The sequence below is a fragment of the Vibrio sp. 2033 genome, from assembly GCF_033339735.1.
The window spans coordinates 72,936-95,150 of the sequence record NZ_JAWOVC010000014.1; the positions used below are offsets into that span (position 1 = coordinate 72,936).

The following is a 22,215-nucleotide window of genomic DNA, read 5'->3' on the forward strand; positions in this document are numbered from 1 at the left end:
ACTATGCGCATTACCCCAACAACTGAAACATCGAATACGCTGCACAAATCAACACCGGAACAAGTGCCTCTCGAGAAGGAGGCCGAGCTTCAATCACAATTCGAGCATGCAATGACGAAGAAGCCTAGCAAGGGAAAGGAGTCTATCGTTGCGAATCCCCAAAAAAATCATACTGGCGAAGAAGACATACCGCTAAGGCATAAGACATCTCAAGGTCTAGATAAGAAACCTAACTCATCGAACCAAGAAGCCAACGCTGACAAAAACACCTCCACTTTAAAAGGTAAAAGTGACGTCGTCACTAAGAGAGATATAGAGAAACCGCAAGACGACACAGCAAATAGCGAAGAAATAATTAGCGAAAACAATAAATTGCTTAAAAATGATGAAAAAAGCGATGGCGACACAGTTCTAAGCTCCCCTTCTACCGAGCGTGTTGATCCTCACTTTCAAGCTCAAGCTCATTTGAAAGATGATAAACCGACGCCGATGGATAAACATACCTCGCCGGATTGTCTCTCTACGCTTGAATCTGGCTTGCTTCCCCAAAGTGCGACAGAGACAGAGCTCGCTCAATATGGGATTAACATTGTTGGCTTAACGAAAAAGCAAACTGAAAAAACGCACAATAAGCGTGCAACTCCGCCGCTACAGAATACAGGCAAACGACCAGACCAAACTGGTGGCCTGCCTGAAACCAAGCCTCTTGAAAAAATCGTGACGAAAAGCGCACTAGTCGCCGTTAAAACGGATGAAGAAAAAGTGCCTTCTCAACCCTTTGCAAGTGCGGTAACACAAGGCGATGTCATCCTAAAAAGTGTTGCTTCGCAGGCTCAACCAAGCCCAACGCGAGACGTAAACCAATTACTCCAGCAATTGGTGGACAAAATCTATGTTGCTCTGCCAACCGCATCGGACAACAAAGAGGTTCGGCTGTTTCTAAGTGAAGGGCAATTAAAAGGTGGTGAAATCCACATAAAGTTGGACGCTCAAGGGTATAGCGTGACGATTCGACAAGAGCATGCCCTTTCCATTATTAGCCAGCAAGCTAGACAAGATCTTGCTGAACGGCTAAACCGATTCGGCGGTGAGCAGCCACTTCGCTTAGCGATCAGCGAACAAACTCAACAGCTCGATCAACAACAACATGAACAACAACACTCACGCCAACAACGCAGCGTGTATGAAGAATGGCAAGCGGAGAATGACCTATGACGCCGTTAATAATCCCCAAAGTGGATGCAGAAAGTATCGCGCTCAGCAATCAACTTTGTGCAAAACAGTGCCACTTCCAAGGGACTGATGGTCAGAGCGTATCGATTACTGTTGCTCAAATCCCTTCATTTGAAGGGTTCCGTTTAACCACGTTGATTGGAGGGCAAACCCTACAAGTAGACTTTTCTCGTGCGCAGCTCCAACATTGGCTGAAATCGACCTTAAATGCTACTGCGTTTGAGTCCCTGCCTAACTCCCTCCAGTTAGCACTTTTGAGCTCACAGATAGAACCGCATAGTGAGGCAATCAAAGCGCTATTTGGTCAGTTACCCATTCTTAGTCAACTACAGCCGTTAGAGGCGAGCCAGGCCCAAGAGCATACTTTAATGTTAACCCTCAATAAGCCTAACGGCTCTCTTTGTTTGTGGGTTAGCGAAGGATCAGACGTGTTGTTGGATGCGCTACCAAACAGCGCTGCTCTACAAGCTCGACACCTCGCTTTACCTGTGTGGTTAAGTCTTGGAAGGACCCATTTAACGTTAAGCGAATTTAATTCGCTCGAGCTGGGAGATGTCATCTTTTTTGACGATGGTTACATCGCCAAGCAACAAGCCATTTTTCAAGTATCTAACCAGAATCTCTGGCGCTGCCAGCTAGATGACCAAACTCTTCACATTATTGAAAAAGAAACCAATATGAATGACGTAAACACTTCAGAAATGTTAACCGACCACCAGCAACTGCCTGTGGAACTCACGTTTGATATCGGCCATCAAACCATCACGCTAGAGCAGCTTAACCAGCTTCAGCCAGGGTACGTATTCGAGCTAAACCAGCCTGTATCTAAGCCGGTAACATTGCGTGCCAACGGCAAAATCATTGGTGAGTGTGAACTGGTTAATGTTAACGAACATTTAGGTGTGCGCGTAGTGGAGCTGTTCGGTGGCACGCAGGAGCCAGCATGATCCAGTTACCCGACGAGCTCAATCTCATTGTCAGCTTAGCACTGCTGGCACTGATCCCATTTATCGCCATGATGGCGACGTCATTTGTGAAACTCGCCGTTGTATTCTCACTGCTGCGTAACGCTCTCGGTGTACAGCAAATTCCGCCGAATATGGCGCTTTACGGATTGGCCATCATTCTGTCAATTTTCATCATGGCTCCCGTCGGGTTTGAAACCTACGACTACGTAAAGCAGCATGATATCTCCCTTGAAGATTCTGCAAGTGTAGAAGGCCTCATTGAAAGCGGTTTACAGCCTTATCGAGAATTTTTGAAAAAGCATATTCGGGAAACCGAAGCCATATTCTTCACTGATGCTGCACGCACATTGTGGCCACAGAAGTACGTAGACCGTTTAGAGTCGGACAGTTTATTGCTCTTACTGCCCGCATTTACCGTCAGCGAGCTTACTCGCGCTTTTGAAATTGGCTTTCTGTTGTACTTACCGTTCATCGCTATTGACCTAATTGTGTCGAATATCCTACTCGCAATGGGGATGATGATGGTATCGCCAATGACGATTTCCCTCCCCTTCAAATTGTTGCTTTTTGTCTTGCTTGACGGCTGGACAAAGCTCACCCACGGCTTAGTGTTGAGTTACGGTTAATCACGGAGAAAGTATGCATTCTGCTGAAATCATTCATTTCACGACTCAAGCATTAACCCTAGTGTTGTACTTGTCATTACCGCCGATTTTAGTCGCAGCATTGGTTGGTACATTGGTGTCGCTTATTCAGGCGTTAACTCAGGTCCAAGAACAAACGTTAGGCTTTGTGGTCAAGCTTATCGCGGTCATTATTACACTGTTCGTCACAACGCAATGGCTAGGGGCAGAGCTCCACGCCTTCGCCTCGCTTGCTATGGATAAAATTCCTCAAATACGATGAGTTATCACGACTTACACCAGGTTTTATTTTTGTACAGTCTGACGTTACCTCGGTTAATGGCATGCTTCATCTTTTTGCCTATTTTGAGCAAGCAAATGCTAGGCGGCACCATGGTGAGAAATGGTGTGCTTTGCTCACTCGCGCTGTTTATATTTCCGATGATTAATCAGCAAAGCTTGCCCGCAGAAACCGACGGCATTTGGCTGATAGTGATTTTGGGTAAGGAGGTATTAATTGGGCTATTGATAGGGTTTGTTGCTGCTATCCCCTTTTGGGCGATAGAAGCGGCCGGTTTTCTGGTCGACAACCAACGTGGTGCTGCCATGGCAAGTATGTTTAACCCAACGCTAGGCTCACAATCCACACCAACAGCCGTGTTGCTGACCCAAACGTTGATTACCCTGTTCTTCTCTGGCGGGGGCTTTGTCACTTTTATCTATGCGTTATTCAAAAGCTATACATCTTGGCCGATCGTGGACTTTTTCCCAACCGTTAGCGACGCATGGGTTAGCTTCTTCTACGCGCAATTTGAACAGCTTATGTGGCTTGGTGTGTTGATGTCCGCTCCACTAGTGTTGGCAATGTTTCTTGCTGAGTTTGGTCTGGCGCTTATCAGTCGTTTTGCACCGCAATTGAATGTTTTTTTCCTTGCCATGCCAATAAAAAGTGCCATCGCGAGTGTTTTACTGATCGTGTATCTCGGAATAATGATGGATCACTTTGAAGTACAGTTTTACGGCATTACCCGATTCGCAGAACAACTCAATACCATTTGGCAATAACGCTTAGGATTCTTTATGAGTGCAGAAAAAACTGAGCAACCCACCGCAAAAAAGTTACGCGATGCTCGACAGAAAGGTCAGGTTGCCAAAAGCCAAGAAATCGTATCGTCTGCATTAATTTTGGCGCTCATAATTGTACTGTTTGCGTTCGCCGATTATTACATGTCGCACATCTCAGCGCTTATTCTCCTACCAAGTAAGCTTGCTTATCAGGGTTTCCAAGATGCGCTAGTCGATGTCGCTATCGCCATCGCAAAAGAAATTGCCTATCTACTCGCTCCGATTATTCTGGTTGCTGCACTCGTCGCCATCTTTTCCAATATGGGGCAGTTCGGGTTCCTATTTAGTGGTGAATCCGTTAAACCCGACATCAAAAAGATCAATCCCGTCGAAGGTGCCAAACGCATTTTTTCCCTTAAGAGTGTGATTGAGTTTATCAAGTCGATCCTTAAAGTCTCTCTTCTTTCCTGCATTATCTGGGTGACATTACGCGGTAACATCAACGCTTTAATGCAAATTCCAACTTGTGGGCTAGAATGTGTCCCGACCATTACTGGCGTCATGATTAAACAATTAATGATTATCTCTTCGGTAGGCTTCATCGTCATCGCTGCCGCAGATTTTGCGTACCAGAAGTTTGATCACACGAAAAAGCTCAAAATGAGCAAGGACGAAGTGAAGCGCGAATACAAAGAGATGGAAGGCAGTCCAGAAATAAAAAGCAAACGTCGTCAGTTACACCAAGAGCTACAAGCCTCTAATCAACGTGAAAACGTTAAACGTTCTAATGTATTAGTTACAAACCCAACACATATCGCGGTTGGCCTTTATTACAAGAAAGGCGAAACGCCCCTGCCCGTCATCACTTTGATGGAAACCGATGCGGTAGCCAAACGTATGGTCGCAATCGCTAAAGAGGAAGGCGTGCCTGTGATGCAAAAAGTCCCTCTTGCTCGTGCACTATACGCCGACGGTAACGTCGACCAGTACATCCCAAGCGATCTTATTGAGGCAACTGCGGAAGTGCTTCGTTGGTTGGCTTCGTTAGAGTCCGAGGCGGACTAACAAACCACATCCTATTCAAGATCTGGGCTTACAACTGCCCAGCTTTCAACCTCGATACTTTCAACGCTATAATGCGGTATCCTTTAACTGTATGTTGTTTTTATGAAATCTAGCTTAAGCATTCGCTCCTACACGAAACGTATGAGCCGACATACTCATAGTGATTATCATCAACTCGTGCTTCCTCTCCAGGGCAACATACAGATTGATATGGATAGTTATGTCGGAAAGGTGGCGGTTGGCGACTGCATAGTCATCCCCAAAAGTTGTGCCCACGGTTTTAATGCCGAAGAGTCATCACGCTTTATTGTTGCGGATATGACCACTTTGCCCACTCATTTGATGGATAATAGTGTGGCTGTGTTTTCGATTAGCCCGCCTCTACTGAGCTTTATCCAGTTTGTCGAAAAGCAACTTGAGTATCAGGTTAATGATGAAATTGAAAACTCAATGGTTGCAACCTTCTATCTGTTGCTAGAGCAGCAAAAGCGGTCTCGCTCCGTAGATTCGCGTATTCGAGATGTACAGGTTGTGATCGCCGAGCAGCTTGATCAGCCACTCACCATTGCCTCATTAGCGAATACCGCTTGCTTGAGTCCGACGCAGTTTAAAAAGCTTTTTAAAGAGCAGCTAAAAGTGAGCGTCCATAAGTACATTACACTACAACGTATGGAAAAAGCCAAAGCACTACTGACTCATACAGACCTTCCAGTTCAGTTGATAGCTGAACGAGTTGGTTATAGTGACCTTTCCGCGTTTAGTCGACGGTTTTCAATGCATTTTGGCATGTCTCCTAGAGAGTTTTCCCGGTAGTCACTAAAATAGTCCTCTGGAACAAGTATTCCGTCTTTTCAGCACAAAACTCTCTATCGCTTTCTTTTATTCTTTCTACCCTAAAACAGCCATTCACTAGGTAGAAACTACAGTGTTAAAAAAACATTTCACCGACTATCAATTAGGAACTTTATCCATACTTTTTGCTTCAACCCTGTGGGGAACGACGGGCACCGCTGCCAGCTTGGCACCGGATGTCAGTGCTCTCGCCATTGGCGCATTTTCTATGGGTATTGGTGGTTTTATGCAAGCATGTCTATCTGCGAAGTCACTGAAGAGAGATTTTCGAAAAGTCGTACATAAGAAGAAAACGTTACTGGTTAGTATTATCGCCTTAGCCACCTACCCACTGGCTTTTTATTCATCAATGCGATTCGCCGGTGTGGCTATTGGTACGGTTGTTTCTATCTCCACTGCACCTTTCTTTTCTGCTTTGTTAGAGTGTCTCTTTAGCCGAAATCAGACCATAACCAAGCGCTGGATGATGAGTTTCGCAATCGGGGTCATTGGCATTACCTTGTTGCTGGCTTCTGAGTCATCCGCAAATAGCTTATTTGATCAGGATATGAAGCATTGGGGTGTATTACTTGGCCTATTGGCAGGTCTGACGTACGCCATTTACTCATGGGGAGTAAAGGCTATGATTGACCACGGCATTGAATCGCAAACGGCCATGGGAAGTGTTTTTGGTATTGGTGGAGTTTTGCTTCTACCAACACTTTTCATCACGGGCGATAATCTATTTGCATCGTCAACTAATACGACGGTCATGCTCTACATGGCCTTGATTCCAATGGGGTTAGGTTACGTCGCTTTTGGGTTTGGGCTACGGTTTGTTACAGCCAGTGGAGCTAGCATACTCACGCTATTTGAACCTGTTATCGCAGCAGCACTAGCAGTTGCGATTGTTGGGGAAGAAATTTCTTTCATTGGTTGGGTTGGTATAGCGTTGACACTTGTGTGTTTGTTTCTTCAGTCGAAAAGTTAAATTCAATGGACATGAGCCAGCCCCAAAAAGGAACGCTGACGGTAGATAAAGTAAGGAGCAGCACCTACTCCCTACTTTACCATTTGAAATTACACCCAGCCTTCTGCCAAGTACATCAATCGCAATTGACTTGGTGAGCCTAATTTTTCTAGCGCATCTAACTGGACGTCACTCAGGTTTGGGCATTTATCAAGATAAACTCGTCCGTTTGCTGCATCTAGGGGGAGCTTGTAGGTGAGCTTTTCGTTTATTTTACTTGCTTCCCCTTTGTCAATCGCTCGAACAGCTGGCATGAGCCAATCCCAATCTTCTCCTAACAGTTTTTTAAACGCCCCGTTAGCAATAGACTCGGTTTTACTTGGTGCATCCTCTGGGCTTAGCTTCAAGATAGAGTCTACGTCAGGAACCAAGTGCTCACTTGGCTCTGAACCCAACATCTTTTTCAGTGTTAATCGCGCGGCTTCCATCTCTTGTGCCTCTTTAGGCGCTTGAGGAGAAGTCATTGCAGTATTTTCCTTAGGACCAAGGTACGCCATTAATGCGCGGACAGAAGCCGGATCTTGCATACTGAAGGTAAAGTCTCCTTTTGCATTGGAAACTTCAAGTCTAGGTAAAACACCAGACATTTCACCTTGCATAAGTTGCTCTTTTACTTCCGTATTTAACCCGTATGCCCCAGCTTGGTTCGCCACAAAACCACCGCCGCTCATGATAGCAGTCGTTGCCGCAGAACCGATTGCCTCTTTTGCTATCGGTGTGACGCCCACCGTTGCTACAGAGCTAACACCGAACGTGCCCAGGCTCCCCGTCGCCATACCTAACGTAGCTCCAATGCCACCTTCAGCCGACAGTATCGCATGACCTTGAGCCAAGGTTTGCTGCATCGGCATAGAAAGACGTTGATCTCGCCCTGGCAGCTGTGAAATTTGTTCTAACTGATGATGGTAAGCCTCAGCATCACCATTTACGGCCGCTTTGTGCAACTCTCGACCTGTAGAAATCAATAAGCCAACGCCAGGTAATGCCAAGTTAATAACGGCGTTAACACCAGAACCTTTTAGCTTTTCTTTGCCCATCTGTAGCAGTTCAGCAGCGAAGCCATCCATTTTTCCTGGATACTGGGCTTCTAAACTCACCTGCATACGCGGATCTTTGCTGATCGCATCAAACGTATTTTTAAGCTGCTGGTACGTATCGCTGCTCACTTTTATTTCATCCAATAGGCTGACAACTTCTAAGATTTTACGCTCAGTAAGTGGCTCACCGCGATAGCCTGAAGGACTCACTAGGGAGTAAGCCAACAGCGCAACCTCAGGTTTTTCTTGCTTAAGTAGCGCCTGCTTTAAATCAAGGTGAGTTTTGATGTTTTCTTGGAAAAACTTAGTGTATTTGCTTCTCAATACGCCTTCGTGAATAGAAGCAAACTTATGACCTTTGTGGAATGTGGAAGGTTCTTTTACTTCACCTCTTTTACTGATCACTCGGTCATCTTTTTGCGCAGCAACTGCACGAAACTGTTCTAGATCAGGTACTGGGCTTTGGCTGATTTTTTGTGTTGTATTAACCATTTTTCTCTCCTACACACGAAGTGATTGAACATGAGCTTGTTCATGATTAGAGGTGGTTGGAATCGCTTGATCCAACATTGCGAAACGCGCTTGCCACAGCTCGGCCTGTTCAATAACTTCGTGAAACCAAGCGGTAAGGTTCGTCGTATTTAGATGCTCAACGGGTTTACGTCCTGCTAAGACAAGCTGTCGACCATTTGGAGCTAAAGCAAGTGCGAGGCTGCCACTACCAATTCCTTGATAGTTAGCATGAGCAAGAAGCTCTAAACCTTTTAGTCGTTGTTCACCGGATTTTTCTAACCCTCCGAACGTTACAGACAACATCAAATCATCCGTATCTGTCGCGATGAAATACAACATGTAGCGATCATCGACCAGTAGCTGACAACGTTCATTTTCTTCAAAATTCAGTTCGGGCAACTCATTGAGTTGGCAAAACTCCAAGAGCAGTTGTTGAATCGTGTTCATAACTTTTTCCTTTTGTTTCAATAACTCTATTGAACAACGATTGCAGATTGAACGATGTCGGTAATGGCTTTATTTTTGTCACTTTTTCGCCTTCATTGTGAGGTTTTCCGCAGAAATCTCGCTCTAAAATCGAGTTGCCAGAGTAATAAAAAAGAGCAGCTCAGAGCTGCTCTTTCAATAAAGGTTAGATGCTTAGCATGATGTATTTGCTCACTTCTTTTACAGAGTGACTAACCCAGTTTATGGCTATCAAAAATGACTTCTGTTGGCGGGAACATATTCGAAACAGGTGGTCGTTGTGCATCTCCAAACATTGGTGCACCGAATGCAGATGTCGCCCACGGGTCAACAATTTTCACATCCTTACTCCACGTTGATGGATCTTTTATGTCGCTCCCCTCTTGTCGACCAACCAGTACATAAAGGTGTGTACCTGAATGACCCTTTTTAAACGCAACCACTTCTACTTTGGGTTCACTTTCAGGTGTTCCTGACATGCCTTGAATCATCTCAGCGGCGGCAGCAAAGGCAAATGTAGTACAGCAGCCGGCTTTCGCGGTTTGTACTGCCTTAGCAATGTTCTGTAGAGTGCTTAATTGCGGTGCGGTTCCTCTTTGTGCTGCAGCTTGAACTCCGTTTGCGGACATCGTCGCTCTGTGATCTTGCATGATTCGCGCTTGATCCGCGTGAAGCTCTTTTAGTCGTGGCTTTCCTTTTGTTTCATAAAACTGTGACCCCTTAACACCGAACGTATTTAAGTCCGTACAGGCAAAATCACCAAGCTTTTGAAGGTTGGCTCTATGTCCGTTGATAAGCGCGACACTCGATGAGGCTTTATTGGTTTTGGAAGAAGAGGCTGCCGTTTGTGCAGTGGGCCAATTTGAGCTAGGGCCAGACGACAATCTCTCAAGATTTTTCAGGCTCCCAAGCGTTAACTTGTTTTCACCATTCAACACATTTTTCAGCATGAGCTTCGCAACATCTTTAGGAATACCCTGCTTAGTAAGCAGGTTCACTACAATATCTTTCGCTTTATTCTGGTGGCTAATACGCGCGCTGATACTTTTATTTTTTGGTGCGCCCTCTTTAACAAAAATATCTTTGCCGTTGTGTGCTCGAACCTCTTTGTCGTCAGCTTGATTTTGTGTCGCCAAATGTGACGTTAACTGACTCAACGAGTGCATGTGCGATGTATTAATATTGACCATGTGTGATGCCTTAAACTTGAATAAATGCGTGTACGTCTGTTTGGCTAAAATCTACAACCGTGTTGTTTTGAAATAACTGTACCCAAGTATCAACTAATTCACTCAACTGAATGATTAAGTTAGCAATGTTGGTGAGTTCACTTCCAGCCGCGATAGCAACTTGAAGAACAACGTCTTTGCGTGTTGGATTCACACAAAACTGCACACCACCTGTTTCTCGATACAAAAAGTTGTATTCAAGTAAAACTTGAAGTTTATCTAGCGTAATATCATCTTGTTCTATAAGCAGGTTTTTGGAAATCAATAACTCGCCTTTTTCCTCTACGAGCAGAACATCGACACTGTTGTTTTCAGCAAAATGCAGTGACCACATTTGATCGTCATACGCTGTCACGCGCTCAAGGTTCAGCACTTCTCCTAGCTCAGAGAGAAGCATATTAATCTTTCCTGTATCCATGTTGTGTCCTGTCTAATTTATTATAACTAAGTGACATCGATATATTTGTTTCAGCGAAGCCACTTGGGTATAACGGCTCATTTAAATAAGCGAATAAGGATAAAAGAGATTTTATGGCGAGATAGAAACCGACACTTTATTTCAACGTCTCATTTTTATTGCTATTAGCCGTTTTATTGAGAAGAAAAATTAAGGTTAAGCTGGAAAATAAAAGAGCGGCAATCGCCGCTCCAAAAATTAAATAGAAGTAAAAAATCACTTAATACCGTGAAGGCTATTTTCTGCATCCATAGCTAAAGGATTGAACGAGTCGTTACGAAGTTCTGCTATCGCGTATAGCATACGCCCCATGCGACCATTTCCATCGGTAAAGCCATGGTACCCGATAACTCCGGCGAACAAATGTTTACCTAAGTCTTTATCTTCTACAGGGTTCTCTTTCAAAAAGCCTTCAATGTGCTGCTTTAACATGCCCTCACCGCCAATACTTGAAGGCAAAGTGCCACCCGAAATATTTGGCCCTCGGTAATCACGCTCAACATTAGGCACCAATCGAGCGTGTAGCTCTTTTAGGTTTTCCATATTCAATAAGTCTTTACCATTAGACGCGTATTCTTTCAGTAAAGACGTAATATTTTCGGCATCGTTTCCTTTAGAGTTAGAAGCATTAATGATCCACGCCGCAGCTCTTTCAACATTATTGGTTACGCCACTTTTGTTAAACGCGTCCTCTGCCAGTCCTTCAGCGTATACACCTTGGCTTAGATCGGTGCTTGCTAGACCTTCGATATGACGTTGCGCCGATTTAAGATGCATCACCTCCATATCAAACACCGCTTGCATTTGATTAATGCTACCTGCCGGGTTTTTCTGCGCTGCAGATACACCACCGCCGTAGTCTTTTACTACACGTCCAGCAAGCGACTTCGCTGCACTTTCGCCAATCAGTGATGTGAGGTTTTTACCAGAATCGGTTTCTAACATTGCCTCTGTCATCGCTCGCTCTGCTAACTGGTTTAGCTCAGCAGAGTTCGACTGAACTGATTTACTGTCTAACTTCGCAAAGGCATTTAAGACATCTGATGCGGTTTTTATGCTTCCATCTTTGAAGAACATTTGTCCATGCTCAACAGAAGAAGCAGCTTGTAAACGCTGAGCTTGTCCTTGCTCATTATCAAATACGGCTTTTGTAAGGGCTTTCGCTACCGATTGTGGGCTACCTTCGCGAAACAGTTTTCCTGTCGCTTCAAAAAATCGCGCTACTGCACCATTCGTAGGATTGGCGCGAGTAAATTCTTGGGTCGCTGCGTTGATTTGGTATTCTTTGCCACCAATACTCAGCTTACCTTCGTTAAGTATCTCGTTACGAGCTTGCGGCATGGCAGCCTGCAACGCGCTAACACTTCCAAAACTGATCATGTTTCAAACCCTTAATGTGGAAAAATGAGTGGTATTCGTTTCCGGTACTTCGGTTGTTTTATTGGTTACTTCTTGTGTATTCGCACTTTTTAACCACTCGATGAAATTCGCAAATGACTCATCGAAAAAAGATGCAGTTAGCAGTTGCTGAGGCAGGTGTATGAAACCGATATATCCGGTCTCTTCCTCCCAGCATACCGCTGGAGAGCCTTGCGTTAAGGCATCTTTCATATGTTGATGCAAAATATCAGCACTCGGTTTATTACCTGAAATCAGCCCGATAAGCGTCACACGATCTTCTTGTGCACGAATTGTGATTGCTGTGTTTTGCTCAACGAGTAGATGGCAACAATCATCCTCATCAAAAACCAGCGGCTCCAATTGGCAGCGGCTGGCAAAATCTGTCAGTAAAGAAGTTATAAATCCATTAGCCATTCGACTAAATAATCCTATTTTTGTTGTTTTAGAGGCGCTGCTTGGTTGCAACACTTATCAACTAAGCAGCTTTCTTAGGTGTATTCTTAAGGATTTATGGCAGTGAATATTTTAGAAATGGTCGGATTTTTTTTGTTTAAAGGCATTAAAATGAAAAAACTCAGCAAGTGCTGAGTTTTTGAGGTTTATTCATGAATCGTAATTTTACGCTCGCTGAGCTGCTTCACCATGGCTTGCTTTAATGCATGCAGCTGTCCATCAATACTGGCGTCGATGATCCCAACTTCTGTTTCCAAAATGCAGCCTCCATTTTTCAAGCGCGCATCTGCTACCACGTCAACGTAACCGACTTCAGGGAAATCACTTAATACACCAACCACCTTTTCCCTCACCTCAACAACCTGTTCTGGGTGGACATGTAAAATGACCTGCTTTTGGTTACTCACCAGTTGCAACGCTTCTCGAACTACACTCACCGTGGTATCGACATCATCGAAGGTATCGATGATCTTGCGTACTGCTTCTAACACCACACCTGTCATTTTTTCTTCGACTTGCTGATAGTAGTCATTACAACGTGCTAAGGTTTCAACCATCGTTTGCGCATTTTCAATCTTGGCTTGTGCAAGGCCATCTTGATAACCACGTTGTTTTTCGGTTTCGTAGGCTTGCTGGGCATTAGCAATGATGCTTTCAGCTTTGGAGTTCGCGGCTTCAACTAAGTGTTGCGAATCCAGATAACTGGCATAATCTTTCGCTTTCAGCACCTTTAAGCCAGGTGCCAGCTGCAAATTGTCTGTTTTTATTTCAACAAATGAAACCATTGAGGAATAACCTGTTTTGCGATTTTTTTTGTGAGTCGATACGCCAGATCTCGTTGATCCGCTTCCAACCAGTTAGCTGTTTCCGCGTTTTCGCTAAGTTGCTTTTCTAATTTGAATTGCCAACGAAGAACAACATCTTCCGGTGAGTTAATCAAAATAAACCTCATCCAAAAATATCCTAGCGCCCTCATGCTTGCTTCAACAGACCTTTCATCCAATAGTTCTGGTAACGAACGCTGCCAGCCTTGCGGCCAGCTGGATAACAGCATCGGCCCGTTTTGAATTAAGAACCGAGCGCCTTCCAAACCAAAAACGTTGTTCAGAACCTGTTTCGGGCGTTTTAAAACAACGCCTCGCATTGCCACACAATGTAAAGCTCCGCCCACCATCAATACGAGTTGGTTCAACGCGTCTGTCGGGAGCAATGCCAAACTATGACAAGGTCTGTTAAAAGCCGTCTCAGGAACGGGAGATAACGTCCACTCATTGATACACCATTGGTTGAACATGGGGTTATCTCTCCAGCCTTCGATATTTAGTAGCCAAGGCTGCTTTTGCTCTATCCAACTTCTATGGATGTACTGGCAAGGCGCATAGTTAAACTGGTGTTGTACCTGCGCGAGTGGTGTTTCTGGTTTAACCACGCTTCGTGTTCCTACGACACCATGTAAAAGTAGCGATATTCGAGCCGATGAGTGCCGCTACCAAGAACACCAAAATGGCGATAAGATTATTCGCCGTCTCTTTGGTGACCTGAACCGACAAAATGCTTTTAAATTGATTGTTTTGAGTAGCAACTCGAACCTCTGATGAGGGTACCATCACTACGCTGATTCGATCGTAGTTCAGCCCCTCAATGCTATTGTTCACTAATAATTTGATCTGCGGAACATATGAATCAAGCGCAATATCTGCTGCGTGTTTAATAAATACGGAGGCAGAAGCTGGAGTTGGACGCTCTCCTGGACGCAGATCTTGATCTTCCAAAACAACATGAACACGTGCCACCAGCACACCATCAATCTGAGATAAGGTTGAGGAGAGCTCTTGAGATTTCGCGTACACCAAACGTGCTCGCTCTGCTAATGGTGACGAGATCAAATCGTCTTTGGGAAACACCTCTTTCAGTGTGGAAAACTGCTCTCTTGGATAACCTTTTCGCTTTAGCGCGTCTACCGCGAAGGCGATTTGAGAACTGTCTACCATTAACTTGACGGTGTTGTCTTTGTCAGGTTCTTTTGTTGCAACGACACCTTCGGATAGTAAGATCGACAACATCTCATTACCCTCTTTCTGAGTAACGTTGGTGTATAACTCGGTCTGACAACCTACCAGAAACAACGTGAGCATGATGAAAACTGCTCTCATTTTATTCATCATCACTATTGTGCCTTCAATAAGGTTTCTACGTTTTGTGTGGTTTTACCCACGGTTTTCGCGATCAGCTCTTCTTGAAAAGTAATGCGTGTCAGCGCCCACTGCATTTGCAGTAATTGCGCCGGATCATCACCCACCATCTTCATGTTGTCTTGCAGGTTACTTTTCGCGTTATCGATAGTGTTTTTCAACTCGCTGATGTTTTCTAGCAAACCTCCCTCCAGGCCATTACTTGCCTCGGGAACCGACATGGCTTGCTCAAAACGTTCGCTTAAACCGTCTTCGACTTGCGCATCCTGTAACTTATCAATGTTGGTTTGCATCACCTCGGTGTACTGCGTGTTTATCATATGTACTCCTAAGATAAATCTAACTTGTGACTGTGAGTCATGATGTTTTTCACCATCGCATTTTTTTGGATCATGAAGCTAAGTTCATCACGAACCATGTCCAGTGTTGATGCCATATCAGGTAACGACTTCAACTCTGCCCAGCAATGCCATAAGGCTTGTTCTTTCTGGGCACCCAGTGGAAAATGCTGCGCTAGCATTGCTTTTAGTGCTGTTTTATCAGCAGGTGGTTCGGCAATAAGCTGTCCCGAAAAATTCCCTAGTAATTCCTGCTTCAACACCTTTAACAAATCAGATTGTGGCTGCTCGTTGCCTTTTGCACTCTTCGCCTCATGAAAGGCGTACCACATTGCCTCTCGTTTAACTTGAGGGTCGGAGAACGCTTCATTTAACGATGATAAGACACTTTGTTTACTGACAACCTCTGCGTCTTTTAATGATTCGTACCACGCTTTAATCTCCGCCAGTTTGGCTTCTGTTTTCTCTAGCGTCTCTTTTGGAGAAACATGTGAAACTTGCTCTTGCTTGTCACTTCGCTCCATGAGTGCTTTCATCTTGTCTTCATCGCTCCGCTCATAATGGCGCGACTCCGACTGGCGCAAAGATCGGTGTTGAAGACCTAGGTTACTCGAATCAATGATCATCCAAGATTCCTAATCTCCTGAGAAAAGCTCGCAGCAAATGCTTGGCTTTCTTCGCTTCCTTGTGACGCAAGTTCTACCCAGTTTTCCGCTTTGCTCAGTAAACCGGCTTTGGCAGAAGCAAGAGCCGCTAAGCTGATCAGATCTGGATAGGCGTTACAAAGTGGTTCGAGTAATTGATGAGCCTCTTCATACAAGCCTTTATTCATGAGGCTCATTGCACGAATCATCGCAACGGTCTCTTCAGAACCTGAGCTTGCTTCAAGGCCATCTGCAATCGTGTTGGCTTCTTGATGACGATGCATACCTGTTGCCATCAGCGCGATTTCAGCCAGCAGTTGGCGCGTTTCTCGTTCCATGCTTTACACCTTCTGGAGAATCGACTGCATCACATCTTTAATCGCACGAGTCGTGGTCGCATTGATATTGTAAACAACAGACCATTTGTTGATCGCGTGCTGAAGCTCGGCAAGCTTTGATGGATCATCGGCATTGGTTTCTAGGTTCTTGATGGCTGCCGTCACTTCTGTGTTGGCATCTTTCGCTTGTTGTTCTAACTTAGCTTTAACATCATCAAGGTTTACACTGTTACTAGCATCGTAAAATGACATAAGACTTCCTCGTATTTTTTAGTTAGCTTCGTATGATTCAACGACCGCATGGGCGGCTGTGTAAGCTTCATACTGTTTGAGTAGCAATTGGTACTGCTGTGGTGAGCACCCTAAATCCAACTGACGTTTCACCACCGCTTGTGCTTCTAAGAGCTTGCTCTTAATCTTGTGCACTTCCGCACCGTTTGTGTCGTTATTTAAAATTTGTTCAAGATTTGTCATTGTTCGTCTCGCCTTCATATCCGAGTTCTATTGTTATCACCCGCCCGCCTTTAACCAACTCAATACCAGCAGGTGTAACACTGGATATTCGGTAGCCCTGAGGCGTTCTTGCACCGACCATATAGCGAACATTATCGGTCAGAATCACATATGGAACCTGGCCAAAGTTAACGCTACGAAACGGGAAATCGATGTTGGTGCCTTTACTCACCTTAGGTATGGATTTCAAAACTAAGTACGGTTTCTCACCATATTGTTCCCGGAAGTCTCGGGTCACACCGTAAAATCGAGTCGTTTCGATATCATCAAGCTCACCACGAACTTCGATGCGATCACCGCTGGTGACCAACTGGACTTTTTTCAGTAGCTCCGCATCCGTTAATAACGCTTTTAGCGTATCCATGTAGGCACCCGCTCGCTGCAGTTCAACCTTCCACGCAACAAGACCAGGCACGTCTCGCTCCAAGATTTGTTCAACTTGGTTCCAGCGGCTTGCATCATCGATATAGCCCGTCAGCAGCAGTGTGCCGGTCTCATCGCCATTTTCGACTTTCACTTGGTGATAGCCGAGGTTGCGCAAAATAAATCGAACCCCGCGACGGATTTCTTCCATCGTTCTTAAGTCACTTTTGTAATTGATGCCCAAGACATCAATTCGACCAAGCAGATCGAGTTTCTGTGTTCGGTCTTCAACATAACCCTCTAGGACTGCTTGGCGTGCGGCGGCATTCCATTCCACGCGAACGTCGCTAAGTTTGAGCTCGCCTAAGATGTTACGTACCAAAACAATGGGTTCTGCTTCTGTAACAATTTCATTGTTGTTTCCGTTAGCTTGCCTGTACCACATACCGGCAAAAATGACACTCGGGACAAAACTACAAAGCAAAGCGATGAGCGTTGTTTTTTTCCAGCTAGAGCGTTGCACAGCAACCACAGGTGTATTCTGTTGGCTAGATTCGTCGCTGACGTTACTCACAATTAACGCATCTTCCGCGTATCCCAGAGCGAACTTCACAACGCCGACCGAGACAACAGCATGGCGTGACAACTCGATACCATCACCTGCAACAGCGATGTCTTCACTGTTAATATTTGCCTCTTCGCAGCCTCGTAAAATGACCGAGTCTTGCTGGCAAACGAGGGTGAAATGGTTCGCTTCGACCCCAGCATCAGACAGTACAAGATCAGCAATAAAGTCGTCACTGCCAAGCACGAGAGCACCTTCAGGTAAGGTGACTTCTACTCCGGTATGCACGCCTGATAAAATACGAATTTTCCATTGCTGCATCGCGGTTAAGACTCCTCTGAAGGGCGCACACACTCACTTTGTGAGTCATCACATTCCAATACTTTCACCCGCCAACCCTTTTGCCCTGTTGGTAATTGGCACTGCGTTAATTGAGACGACTTTTGCTGTGACAATAAGTCTTGTTGATAGCGCTCGGCTTGAACCCTCGATGTGCAGCTATATACTTCCACTACCGATTTAAATTCAACGCTATTGTTGGAGATGTTGTTAAGCTTGCCGATACTTGGTCGCAAGTCATATTCGTTGCCAATCAACACACTATCGCCAATACCATCCACAACAATTCGAGGTTCTAAAATAAACATTCGTACTGTGCGGCGCTTAGTATTGGTATTACTTCTAAACAGCGCGCCTAAATATGGGATGTCTCCTAGCAATGGCACTTTACGTAACTGATGGCTCACTTCATCTCGGTACACACCACCGATAAGTAAGCTTTGCCCTTGTTTAACCGTCGCTAAGGTGCTGATTTCAGTTTTACGAACGGAAGGAAGATCATCGACGCCACCATCAGCGATCTTTGCACCGTCTTCGAGATGAAGGCTCAGGTTAATTTCAGGTCGTGCAGCAAATCTATCACCAACGATACGTGGGACAATTCTCAGTAACGTGCCATACGTGACCTCTTCCAGCGCTGCGGTTTCTTTACCAACCAGCTTGACGTAAAACGTGCTGCTGTTGTTCAGTACCGCTTCGACATTTTCCTGAGTTAACAATGTTGGTCTTGAAACCACTTGAGCACTGCCTTTGGATTCCAATAAACGAATTTGAGCCAGCAAGTAATTTAGGTTGGTTGAATCAAGCAAGGACTTAAAGTTCTGTCCACTGCCGAGCGTCACATCCCCCGAATTCACATCACCTGTTGTTTTGATATCGACAATGCGGTTGTTTCCGACAGACACTCCCGCTCGCCAATCCACGCCTAACTGACTTAAATCGTTGGCACTGATATCGACAATCGATAGCGCGACTTCAATTCTTGATTGCGGCTGGTCTAATTGCGCGACCAGTTTACGATAGAGCGGTAATCGTGCTTGAGTATCACGAACGATAATCGCATTAAGGCCCGGCTCTGCTTCAACTGTTGCGCCACCATGAACTGAGGCGGTTTTATTACTTTTTACAGGCTTATCTGAACTGGTAACTTCTTTGCTAGACGCACTCGTCACTTGAGTTTGAACACCAGACACGACCCGTTTTAACACCGATGCGATGCCAGGGACCGTAATTGTCTGATCTCGATATGCAATTTCTCTATCCGTTGCAGAAGCGTACTTCAAAGGAATTATCTCAACGAATAATTCGTCGGTTGAATTCGATTTCTGCAGCAAGCGCGTTTCCAATGCCTCCGCCGTTTGTACCACTAAGTCGACATAACGTGGAGGACCCGCAAGATAGACTAACCCTTTGCTCTCAGCCGCTCTCCAACCATAACGAGAATCCCAAACGCCGGTGGAAATTAACGTACTGCGTAGCTCTCTAGCCGTAAGTAATTCCAATTGAAGTAAACGTGAGCGAGTTTCTGTCGCCTTATAGACATGTAAGACGGCACCATCGAAATACCACATCAAGTTGTACACTTGCGATAAGTAATCGAGGAATTCCGCCGGATCTTCAGGGGTAAAACGCCCATTCACTCGATCGTTGACTTTGTCACTAACAGAAACCGAGACACGATAATTTGCACCGAAGTTATTCAACAACTCTTTTAATGAGTCGTTATCTGCATAGTAGCGGAACGGTTGTTCGGGCCAGTGTAAGTCTGTTGCTTGCGCATATCCCAAAGGAACAACACTCACTGCGCATAACAATGCCTTTGTTGCAGCACGTCTAATGTTGGGAAAGATTTTTAGCATCATGGTAACCACACTGTATGGTTGATTGTGTGGTTCACACGTTCTTGTTCCAATAATGCAATGTAACGCTCACAGAGATTGACGTGCTTAGAAAGCAAAGCAGAGAACCGTTCCACCGAACAGTCCTCAACCCGTACTTTACTTTGCAAAATCAATTGCTGATCATCATTGGTTGTCAGTACGCCGCCATCCTCACGAATGGTTTTTAATGAGAGCTGCATGCAACGTTGTAACGCTTGTTCTTGTTGATAATCTAGATGCTCTTTAAACTGGAAGGGTAACGTCGCTTCCCATAAAATCCATGACGCATGTTGCTTGATGGTCAGTGATAACTGGTCAACCTCGATGTTGTAAGAACCATTTTCTGAGGCAATAAAATCCCCTACCTTTAGCGCTTCCGCTAAAGATTTCATCATCTTATCTAACATTTAACGCCCTATTTAGATCTGGCTGAGGTGATTGCAAGCCTGGCCGCACTGACCACTTTGAGTATCAAAATAGTAGTGATCGATATCACCAACAGTTTGCATGTTCTTGAACCATTGCCATACTTTCGCAACCGCATTTTGGTCGTTGTAAACCACATCGCATGCATCCCAAACTTCGTTCAGCTCGGGGGCCTCAAGTCGCACTTCCGAACACCAATTTTTCCACTCAGAAATAAATTGTTCGGTTGTAGAGGTGTACTCCGCGAACCCTTTCAGCTCGTCTAAAGACGGTTGCCACTTCTCAATTAACGAACGATGACATTCAATCACTTGCAACTGTTGTTCGCTTAACGTCCCAAGTTGCTTTTTAAGTTGATGCTGCTGGCTCTTAATGAGATCGAGTTGCTGTTGAACAAAGACGGCACTGGTGTCTTCCCCTGATAGCTTCGACCAATATTCCTTCTGAATATCGAGTTGATTGATAAGTTGTTCAACTTTAATCGAAGCATGAAGAGCACTTTGATCGACTTGTCGGTTAATCCACTCGTTGAGTGATAAATGGAAACAAAGCATCAACGTTTTTGGGACAGCCAAATTAAAGCGAAAGCCCAGACGAGAGTTGATGTAGTCCAGCCTTTGTTCGAACGTTGTGATTGTGCTGCTATCACTGAGCTGCGATCCAATTTCCAAAAATAAACGCATGGCAAACCGGTCTATCGAAGCACCAAGTTTTTGATACGTTTTTACTAACTGGCTAGCGCACAGGCTATCGACGACATTTCTATCCAACAAGCGTTGAAGTAAAGATAACTGCTCATAATTTATGACGCCTTCACTCAACAATTGTCGGTGATTGACGTGCACAACATTGAGATCCTGCGTAGGTTTCGAGGCGCTTTCATAACGAGCTCCTCTTTGTAAAACAGTCACTTTCCGCTGTGTCACTATGCTGTCTGGAAAAAGCGAACGGCGTCGCCAATGCTGCTTTTTCATTTATGTTCGTCTCCGCACCCCTTTCGAACAATCCAGAAAGAAAGAGATGTAATAATTTTTAATCGTTCGTTGTTACACGATACATAATAGAATTTACACTGGTGAGTGACTTTCAAAATTAGTCAGAAAATTTTAGTCCCAAGTCATTTCATTTCGCGATAGCCACTTGATCGTCTCCCGAACGTACGCGGCTTGGGGTCGTTCCAAAACGACGACGGTAACTCTGCGTAAAGTAAGACTGGCTGGAAAACCCTGCCTCCATCGCCACATCTACAATGCTCATCTTGCTCGTCAACAGCAGTTTATGAGCATGCAGTAGTCGACGCTCACTGATCCAAGCTCTTGGAGAAATGCCATAGTGCTCATTAAAAAGCTCTTTAAAAGTGGTTAAGCTGGCACCAAACTCCTGCGCGTAGTCTGTCAACTTCCATTCTTTTAAGTAATGCTGTTCCATAAATCGACGTAACCGTTCCGACGTACGGTTTGTTTGTTGTGACAGCAACGCATACAGTGATTCTCCTCCTTTGCTGTGTAGCAAGAGAATGAGTAGTTCTTCGTATTTTAGGCACATAATGGCATCAGGGTACGCTTGTTGCTCAAGCGTCTGCATGCTGGAAAGCACTTGTTCAACGAGTATGTTCAAACCAAAAGTAAACAAACCAGAACAAACTTTGTCTACCTTAGGCAGCATCATCAAGAGATCACTGTGTTTTTGCAGCAACTGACTAACGAGTTCATTGTCGTAGGCAATAATCGACGCTTTGTATGCCCCATCTAGCGGAGAGTACTCTAACAAGTAATCTCCTTGGGATAGAAATACCCCATTTTCTGCAGCAACATCGATTGTGCAATCACCTGTTTGAACTCGAAGCTGACCATTGTGAACGACAACAATGTGAGACTGGTCTGAGTGAAATACTTCGTCAGATTTTTCATAGCAGGAAAAACTACGAATTTTTCGTGAACTCGAGTCGACCCTTTCTGAGTTTAGTTGGCCTGACACATCCATTTTCTACCCTTCATTATTTTGAGTTTCTCAGTGCAAATGTTGAGAAACTTTCAAAGCACTACTTTGATTGTTGTTATTTCTAAGTACTGCTGTATGAATTAAAGAAGCAAAGAAAAGAGCATAGAAGTTCTATCACTTACCATACCCCCCGAATAATTAGCGAATAACCCAAGCATTACCTTTACCTAAAGGTAAAAGTTTGACTTAGTAAATTTCTGCTGTCCGTCTTTATTATTTTTATCAGATAGCGTTTATCATTAGCCA

27 protein-coding genes are annotated in these 22,215 nt (G+C 44.7%); 8 read left to right on the forward strand and 19 right to left on the reverse strand.

Annotated features, from left to right (window positions below; all coding sequences use genetic code 11):
- Positions 1-3: 3 nt before the first annotated feature.
- The 8 genes from R7P74_RS17215 (at position 4) to R7P74_RS17250 (ending at position 6,776) form a co-directional block, all read left to right on the forward strand.
- Positions 4-1,215 carry a type III secretion system needle length determinant gene (locus tag R7P74_RS17215; protein ID WP_318123001.1) on the forward strand — a complete coding sequence of 404 codons (1,212 nt, stop codon included), beginning with the start codon at positions 4-6 and terminating at the stop codon, positions 1,213-1,215.
- Complete coding sequence (gene vscQ / locus R7P74_RS17220) at positions 1,212-2,180, forward strand: SctQ family type III secretion system cytoplasmic ring protein VscQ (protein ID WP_193579112.1); 969 nt, start codon at positions 1,212-1,214, stop codon at positions 2,178-2,180. The genes R7P74_RS17215 and vscQ overlap by 4 nt, the downstream gene beginning before the upstream one ends.
- Complete coding sequence (vscR, locus tag R7P74_RS17225) at positions 2,177-2,827, forward strand: SctR family type III secretion system export apparatus subunit VscR (protein WP_005377232.1); 651 nt, start codon at positions 2,177-2,179, stop codon at positions 2,825-2,827. Before vscQ ends, vscR begins: the two co-directional genes overlap by 4 nt.
- Positions 2,828-2,840: 13 nt before the next feature.
- Positions 2,841-3,107, forward strand: coding sequence for a SctS family type III secretion system export apparatus subunit VscS (gene vscS / locus R7P74_RS17230; RefSeq protein WP_005377227.1), 267 nt, complete (start codon positions 2,841-2,843; stop codon positions 3,105-3,107).
- Positions 3,104-3,889, forward strand: a complete 786-nt coding sequence (sctT, locus tag R7P74_RS17235) for a type III secretion system export apparatus subunit SctT (protein ID WP_017634548.1) — start codon at positions 3,104-3,106, stop codon at positions 3,887-3,889. The genes vscS and sctT overlap by 4 nt, the downstream gene beginning before the upstream one ends.
- Before the next feature lie 15 nt (positions 3,890-3,904).
- Positions 3,905-4,954 carry a SctU family type III secretion system export apparatus subunit VscU gene (vscU, locus tag R7P74_RS17240; protein ID WP_005387129.1) on the forward strand — a complete coding sequence of 350 codons (1,050 nt, stop codon included), beginning with the start codon at positions 3,905-3,907 and terminating at the stop codon, positions 4,952-4,954.
- A gap of 102 nt (positions 4,955-5,056) precedes the next feature.
- Positions 5,057-5,767, forward strand: coding sequence for an AraC family transcriptional regulator (locus R7P74_RS17245; protein ID WP_318123002.1), 711 nt, complete (start codon positions 5,057-5,059; stop codon positions 5,765-5,767).
- Between the two features lie 112 nt (positions 5,768-5,879).
- Positions 5,880-6,776 carry a DMT family transporter gene (locus R7P74_RS17250; protein ID WP_104979255.1) on the forward strand — a complete coding sequence of 299 codons (897 nt, stop codon included), beginning with the start codon at positions 5,880-5,882 and terminating at the stop codon, positions 6,774-6,776.
- A gap of 89 nt (positions 6,777-6,865) precedes the next feature.
- Here R7P74_RS17250 and R7P74_RS17255 read toward each other — a convergent pair whose 3' ends face one another.
- The 19 genes from R7P74_RS17255 to R7P74_RS17345 form a co-directional block, all read right to left on the reverse strand.
- Positions 6,866-8,344, reverse strand: coding sequence for a hypothetical protein (locus R7P74_RS17255; protein WP_005387135.1), 1,479 nt, complete (start codon positions 8,342-8,344; stop codon positions 6,866-6,868).
- Between the two features lie 9 nt (positions 8,345-8,353).
- Complete coding sequence (locus R7P74_RS17260) at positions 8,354-8,812, reverse strand: CesT family type III secretion system chaperone (protein ID WP_005387141.1); 459 nt, start codon at positions 8,810-8,812, stop codon at positions 8,354-8,356.
- 230 nt (positions 8,813-9,042) lie between these two features.
- Positions 9,043-10,020: a type III secretion system effector VopR gene (gene vopR / locus R7P74_RS17265; RefSeq protein WP_213874508.1), complete on the reverse strand. Its 978-nt coding sequence runs from the start codon at positions 10,018-10,020 to the stop codon at positions 9,043-9,045.
- A 10-nt stretch (positions 10,021-10,030) separates the two neighbouring features.
- Positions 10,031-10,477, reverse strand: coding sequence for a type III secretion system chaperone (locus R7P74_RS17270; protein ID WP_065274577.1), 447 nt, complete (start codon positions 10,475-10,477; stop codon positions 10,031-10,033).
- A gap of 255 nt (positions 10,478-10,732) precedes the next feature.
- Positions 10,733-11,896 (reverse strand): VopS family T3SS effector adenosine monophosphate-protein transferase, encoded by a 1,164-nt coding sequence (locus R7P74_RS17275; protein WP_025768118.1) that lies wholly within the window; start codon positions 11,894-11,896, stop codon positions 10,733-10,735.
- A gap of 3 nt (positions 11,897-11,899) precedes the next feature.
- Positions 11,900-12,385 (reverse strand): type III secretion system chaperone, encoded by a 486-nt coding sequence (locus R7P74_RS17280; protein ID WP_237288962.1) that lies wholly within the window; start codon positions 12,383-12,385, stop codon positions 11,900-11,902.
- Positions 12,386-12,516: 131 nt separating this feature from the next.
- Positions 12,517-13,155 carry an HrpE/YscL family type III secretion apparatus protein gene (locus tag R7P74_RS17285; protein WP_258515383.1) on the reverse strand — a complete coding sequence of 213 codons (639 nt, stop codon included), beginning with the start codon at positions 13,153-13,155 and terminating at the stop codon, positions 12,517-12,519.
- The gene (gene vscK / locus R7P74_RS17290; protein ID WP_213885706.1) at positions 13,134-13,799 is read right to left on the reverse strand and encodes a Yop proteins translocation protein K; all 666 of its coding nucleotides are present in this window, start codon (positions 13,797-13,799) and stop codon (positions 13,134-13,136) included. Before vscK ends, R7P74_RS17285 begins: the two co-directional genes overlap by 22 nt.
- A complete protein-coding gene (gene sctJ, locus R7P74_RS17295; protein WP_086012989.1) occupies positions 13,792-14,538 on the reverse strand; it encodes a type III secretion system inner membrane ring lipoprotein SctJ in 747 nt (248 codons plus the stop codon). The genes vscK and sctJ overlap by 8 nt, the downstream gene beginning before the upstream one ends.
- The gene (gene sctI / locus R7P74_RS17300; RefSeq protein WP_005387149.1) at positions 14,538-14,882 is read right to left on the reverse strand and encodes a type III secretion system inner rod subunit SctI; all 345 of its coding nucleotides are present in this window, start codon (positions 14,880-14,882) and stop codon (positions 14,538-14,540) included. The genes sctJ and sctI overlap by 1 nt, the downstream gene beginning before the upstream one ends.
- An 8-nt stretch (positions 14,883-14,890) precedes the next feature.
- On the reverse strand, positions 14,891-15,526 hold the full coding sequence (locus R7P74_RS17305) for a YopR family T3SS polymerization control protein (protein WP_318123003.1): 636 nt from the start codon (positions 15,524-15,526) through the stop codon (positions 14,891-14,893).
- Complete coding sequence (locus R7P74_RS17310) at positions 15,523-15,882, reverse strand: YscG family type III secretion system chaperone (RefSeq protein ID WP_318123005.1); 360 nt, start codon at positions 15,880-15,882, stop codon at positions 15,523-15,525. Before R7P74_RS17310 ends, R7P74_RS17305 begins: the two co-directional genes overlap by 4 nt.
- 3 nt (positions 15,883-15,885) lie before the next feature.
- The gene (gene sctF / locus R7P74_RS17315) at positions 15,886-16,134 is read right to left on the reverse strand and encodes a type III secretion system needle filament subunit SctF (protein WP_005377199.1); all 249 of its coding nucleotides are present in this window, start codon (positions 16,132-16,134) and stop codon (positions 15,886-15,888) included.
- A gap of 18 nt (positions 16,135-16,152) precedes the next feature.
- Positions 16,153-16,356 (reverse strand): EscE/YscE/SsaE family type III secretion system needle protein co-chaperone, encoded by a 204-nt coding sequence (locus R7P74_RS17320; protein WP_005377198.1) that lies wholly within the window; start codon positions 16,354-16,356, stop codon positions 16,153-16,155.
- Positions 16,343-17,644: a type III secretion system inner membrane ring subunit SctD gene (gene sctD, locus R7P74_RS17325; RefSeq protein WP_318123006.1), complete on the reverse strand. Its 1,302-nt coding sequence runs from the start codon at positions 17,642-17,644 to the stop codon at positions 16,343-16,345. The genes R7P74_RS17320 and sctD overlap by 14 nt, the downstream gene beginning before the upstream one ends.
- Positions 17,645-17,649: 5 nt before the next feature.
- On the reverse strand, positions 17,650-19,524 hold the full coding sequence (gene sctC / locus R7P74_RS17330; protein WP_374041268.1) for a type III secretion system outer membrane ring subunit SctC: 1,875 nt from the start codon (positions 19,522-19,524) through the stop codon (positions 17,650-17,652).
- Complete coding sequence (locus R7P74_RS17335) at positions 19,521-19,949, reverse strand: YscB family type III secretion system chaperone (protein WP_005377195.1); 429 nt, start codon at positions 19,947-19,949, stop codon at positions 19,521-19,523. The genes sctC and R7P74_RS17335 overlap by 4 nt, the downstream gene beginning before the upstream one ends.
- A gap of 12 nt (positions 19,950-19,961) precedes the next feature.
- Positions 19,962-20,942 carry a T3SS regulon anti-activator ExsD domain-containing protein gene (locus tag R7P74_RS17340; RefSeq protein WP_025768113.1) on the reverse strand — a complete coding sequence of 327 codons (981 nt, stop codon included), beginning with the start codon at positions 20,940-20,942 and terminating at the stop codon, positions 19,962-19,964.
- 148 nt (positions 20,943-21,090) lie between these two features.
- A complete protein-coding gene (locus tag R7P74_RS17345) occupies positions 21,091-21,951 on the reverse strand; it encodes an AraC family transcriptional regulator (RefSeq protein WP_005377191.1) in 861 nt (286 codons plus the stop codon).
- Positions 21,952-22,215: the final 264 nt, after the last annotated feature.

Bases quoted from the DNA above. Each gene is read 5' to 3' on its own strand.
- R7P74_RS17215 (WP_318123001.1), top strand. From the start codon at position 4: ATGCGCATTACCCCAACAACTGAAACATCGAATACGCTGCACAAATCA.
- vscQ (WP_193579112.1), top strand. From the start codon at position 1,212: ATGACGCCGTTAATAATCCCCAAAGTGGATGCAGAAAGTATCGCGCTC.
- vscR (WP_005377232.1), top strand. From the start codon at position 2,177: ATGATCCAGTTACCCGACGAGCTCAATCTCATTGTCAGCTTAGCACTG.
- vscS (WP_005377227.1), top strand. From the start codon at position 2,841: ATGCATTCTGCTGAAATCATTCATTTCACGACTCAAGCATTAACCCTA.
- sctT (WP_017634548.1), top strand. From the start codon at position 3,104: ATGAGTTATCACGACTTACACCAGGTTTTATTTTTGTACAGTCTGACG.
- vscU (WP_005387129.1), top strand. From the start codon at position 3,905: ATGAGTGCAGAAAAAACTGAGCAACCCACCGCAAAAAAGTTACGCGAT.
- R7P74_RS17245 (WP_318123002.1), top strand. From the start codon at position 5,057: ATGAAATCTAGCTTAAGCATTCGCTCCTACACGAAACGTATGAGCCGA.
- R7P74_RS17255 (WP_005387135.1), bottom strand. From the start codon at position 8,344: ATGGTTAATACAACACAAAAAATCAGCCAAAGCCCAGTACCTGATCTA.
- R7P74_RS17260 (WP_005387141.1), bottom strand. From the start codon at position 8,812: ATGAACACGATTCAACAACTGCTCTTGGAGTTTTGCCAACTCAATGAG.
- vopR (WP_213874508.1), bottom strand. From the start codon at position 10,020: ATGGTCAATATTAATACATCGCACATGCACTCGTTGAGTCAGTTAACG.
- R7P74_RS17270 (WP_065274577.1), bottom strand. From the start codon at position 10,477: ATGGATACAGGAAAGATTAATATGCTTCTCTCTGAGCTAGGAGAAGTG.
- R7P74_RS17275 (WP_025768118.1), bottom strand. From the start codon at position 11,896: ATGATCAGTTTTGGAAGTGTTAGCGCGTTGCAGGCTGCCATGCCGCAA.
- R7P74_RS17285 (WP_258515383.1), bottom strand. From the start codon at position 13,155: ATGGTTTCATTTGTTGAAATAAAAACAGACAATTTGCAGCTGGCACCT.
- sctI (WP_005387149.1), bottom strand. From the start codon at position 14,882: ATGATAAACACGCAGTACACCGAGGTGATGCAAACCAACATTGATAAG.
- R7P74_RS17305 (WP_318123003.1), bottom strand. From the start codon at position 15,526: ATGATCATTGATTCGAGTAACCTAGGTCTTCAACACCGATCTTTGCGC.
- R7P74_RS17310 (WP_318123005.1), bottom strand. From the start codon at position 15,882: ATGGAACGAGAAACGCGCCAACTGCTGGCTGAAATCGCGCTGATGGCA.
- sctF (WP_005377199.1), bottom strand. From the start codon at position 16,134: ATGTCATTTTACGATGCTAGTAACAGTGTAAACCTTGATGATGTTAAA.
- R7P74_RS17320 (WP_005377198.1), bottom strand. From the start codon at position 16,356: ATGACAAATCTTGAACAAATTTTAAATAACGACACAAACGGTGCGGAA.
- sctD (WP_318123006.1), bottom strand. From the start codon at position 17,644: ATGCAGCAATGGAAAATTCGTATTTTATCAGGCGTGCATACCGGAGTA.
- sctC (WP_374041268.1), bottom strand. From the start codon at position 19,524: ATGATGCTAAAAATCTTTCCCAACATTAGACGTGCTGCAACAAAGGCA.
- R7P74_RS17335 (WP_005377195.1), bottom strand. From the start codon at position 19,949: ATGTTAGATAAGATGATGAAATCTTTAGCGGAAGCGCTAAAGGTAGGG.
- R7P74_RS17340 (WP_025768113.1), bottom strand. From the start codon at position 20,942: ATGAAAAAGCAGCATTGGCGACGCCGTTCGCTTTTTCCAGACAGCATA.
- R7P74_RS17345 (WP_005377191.1), bottom strand. From the start codon at position 21,951: ATGGATGTGTCAGGCCAACTAAACTCAGAAAGGGTCGACTCGAGTTCA.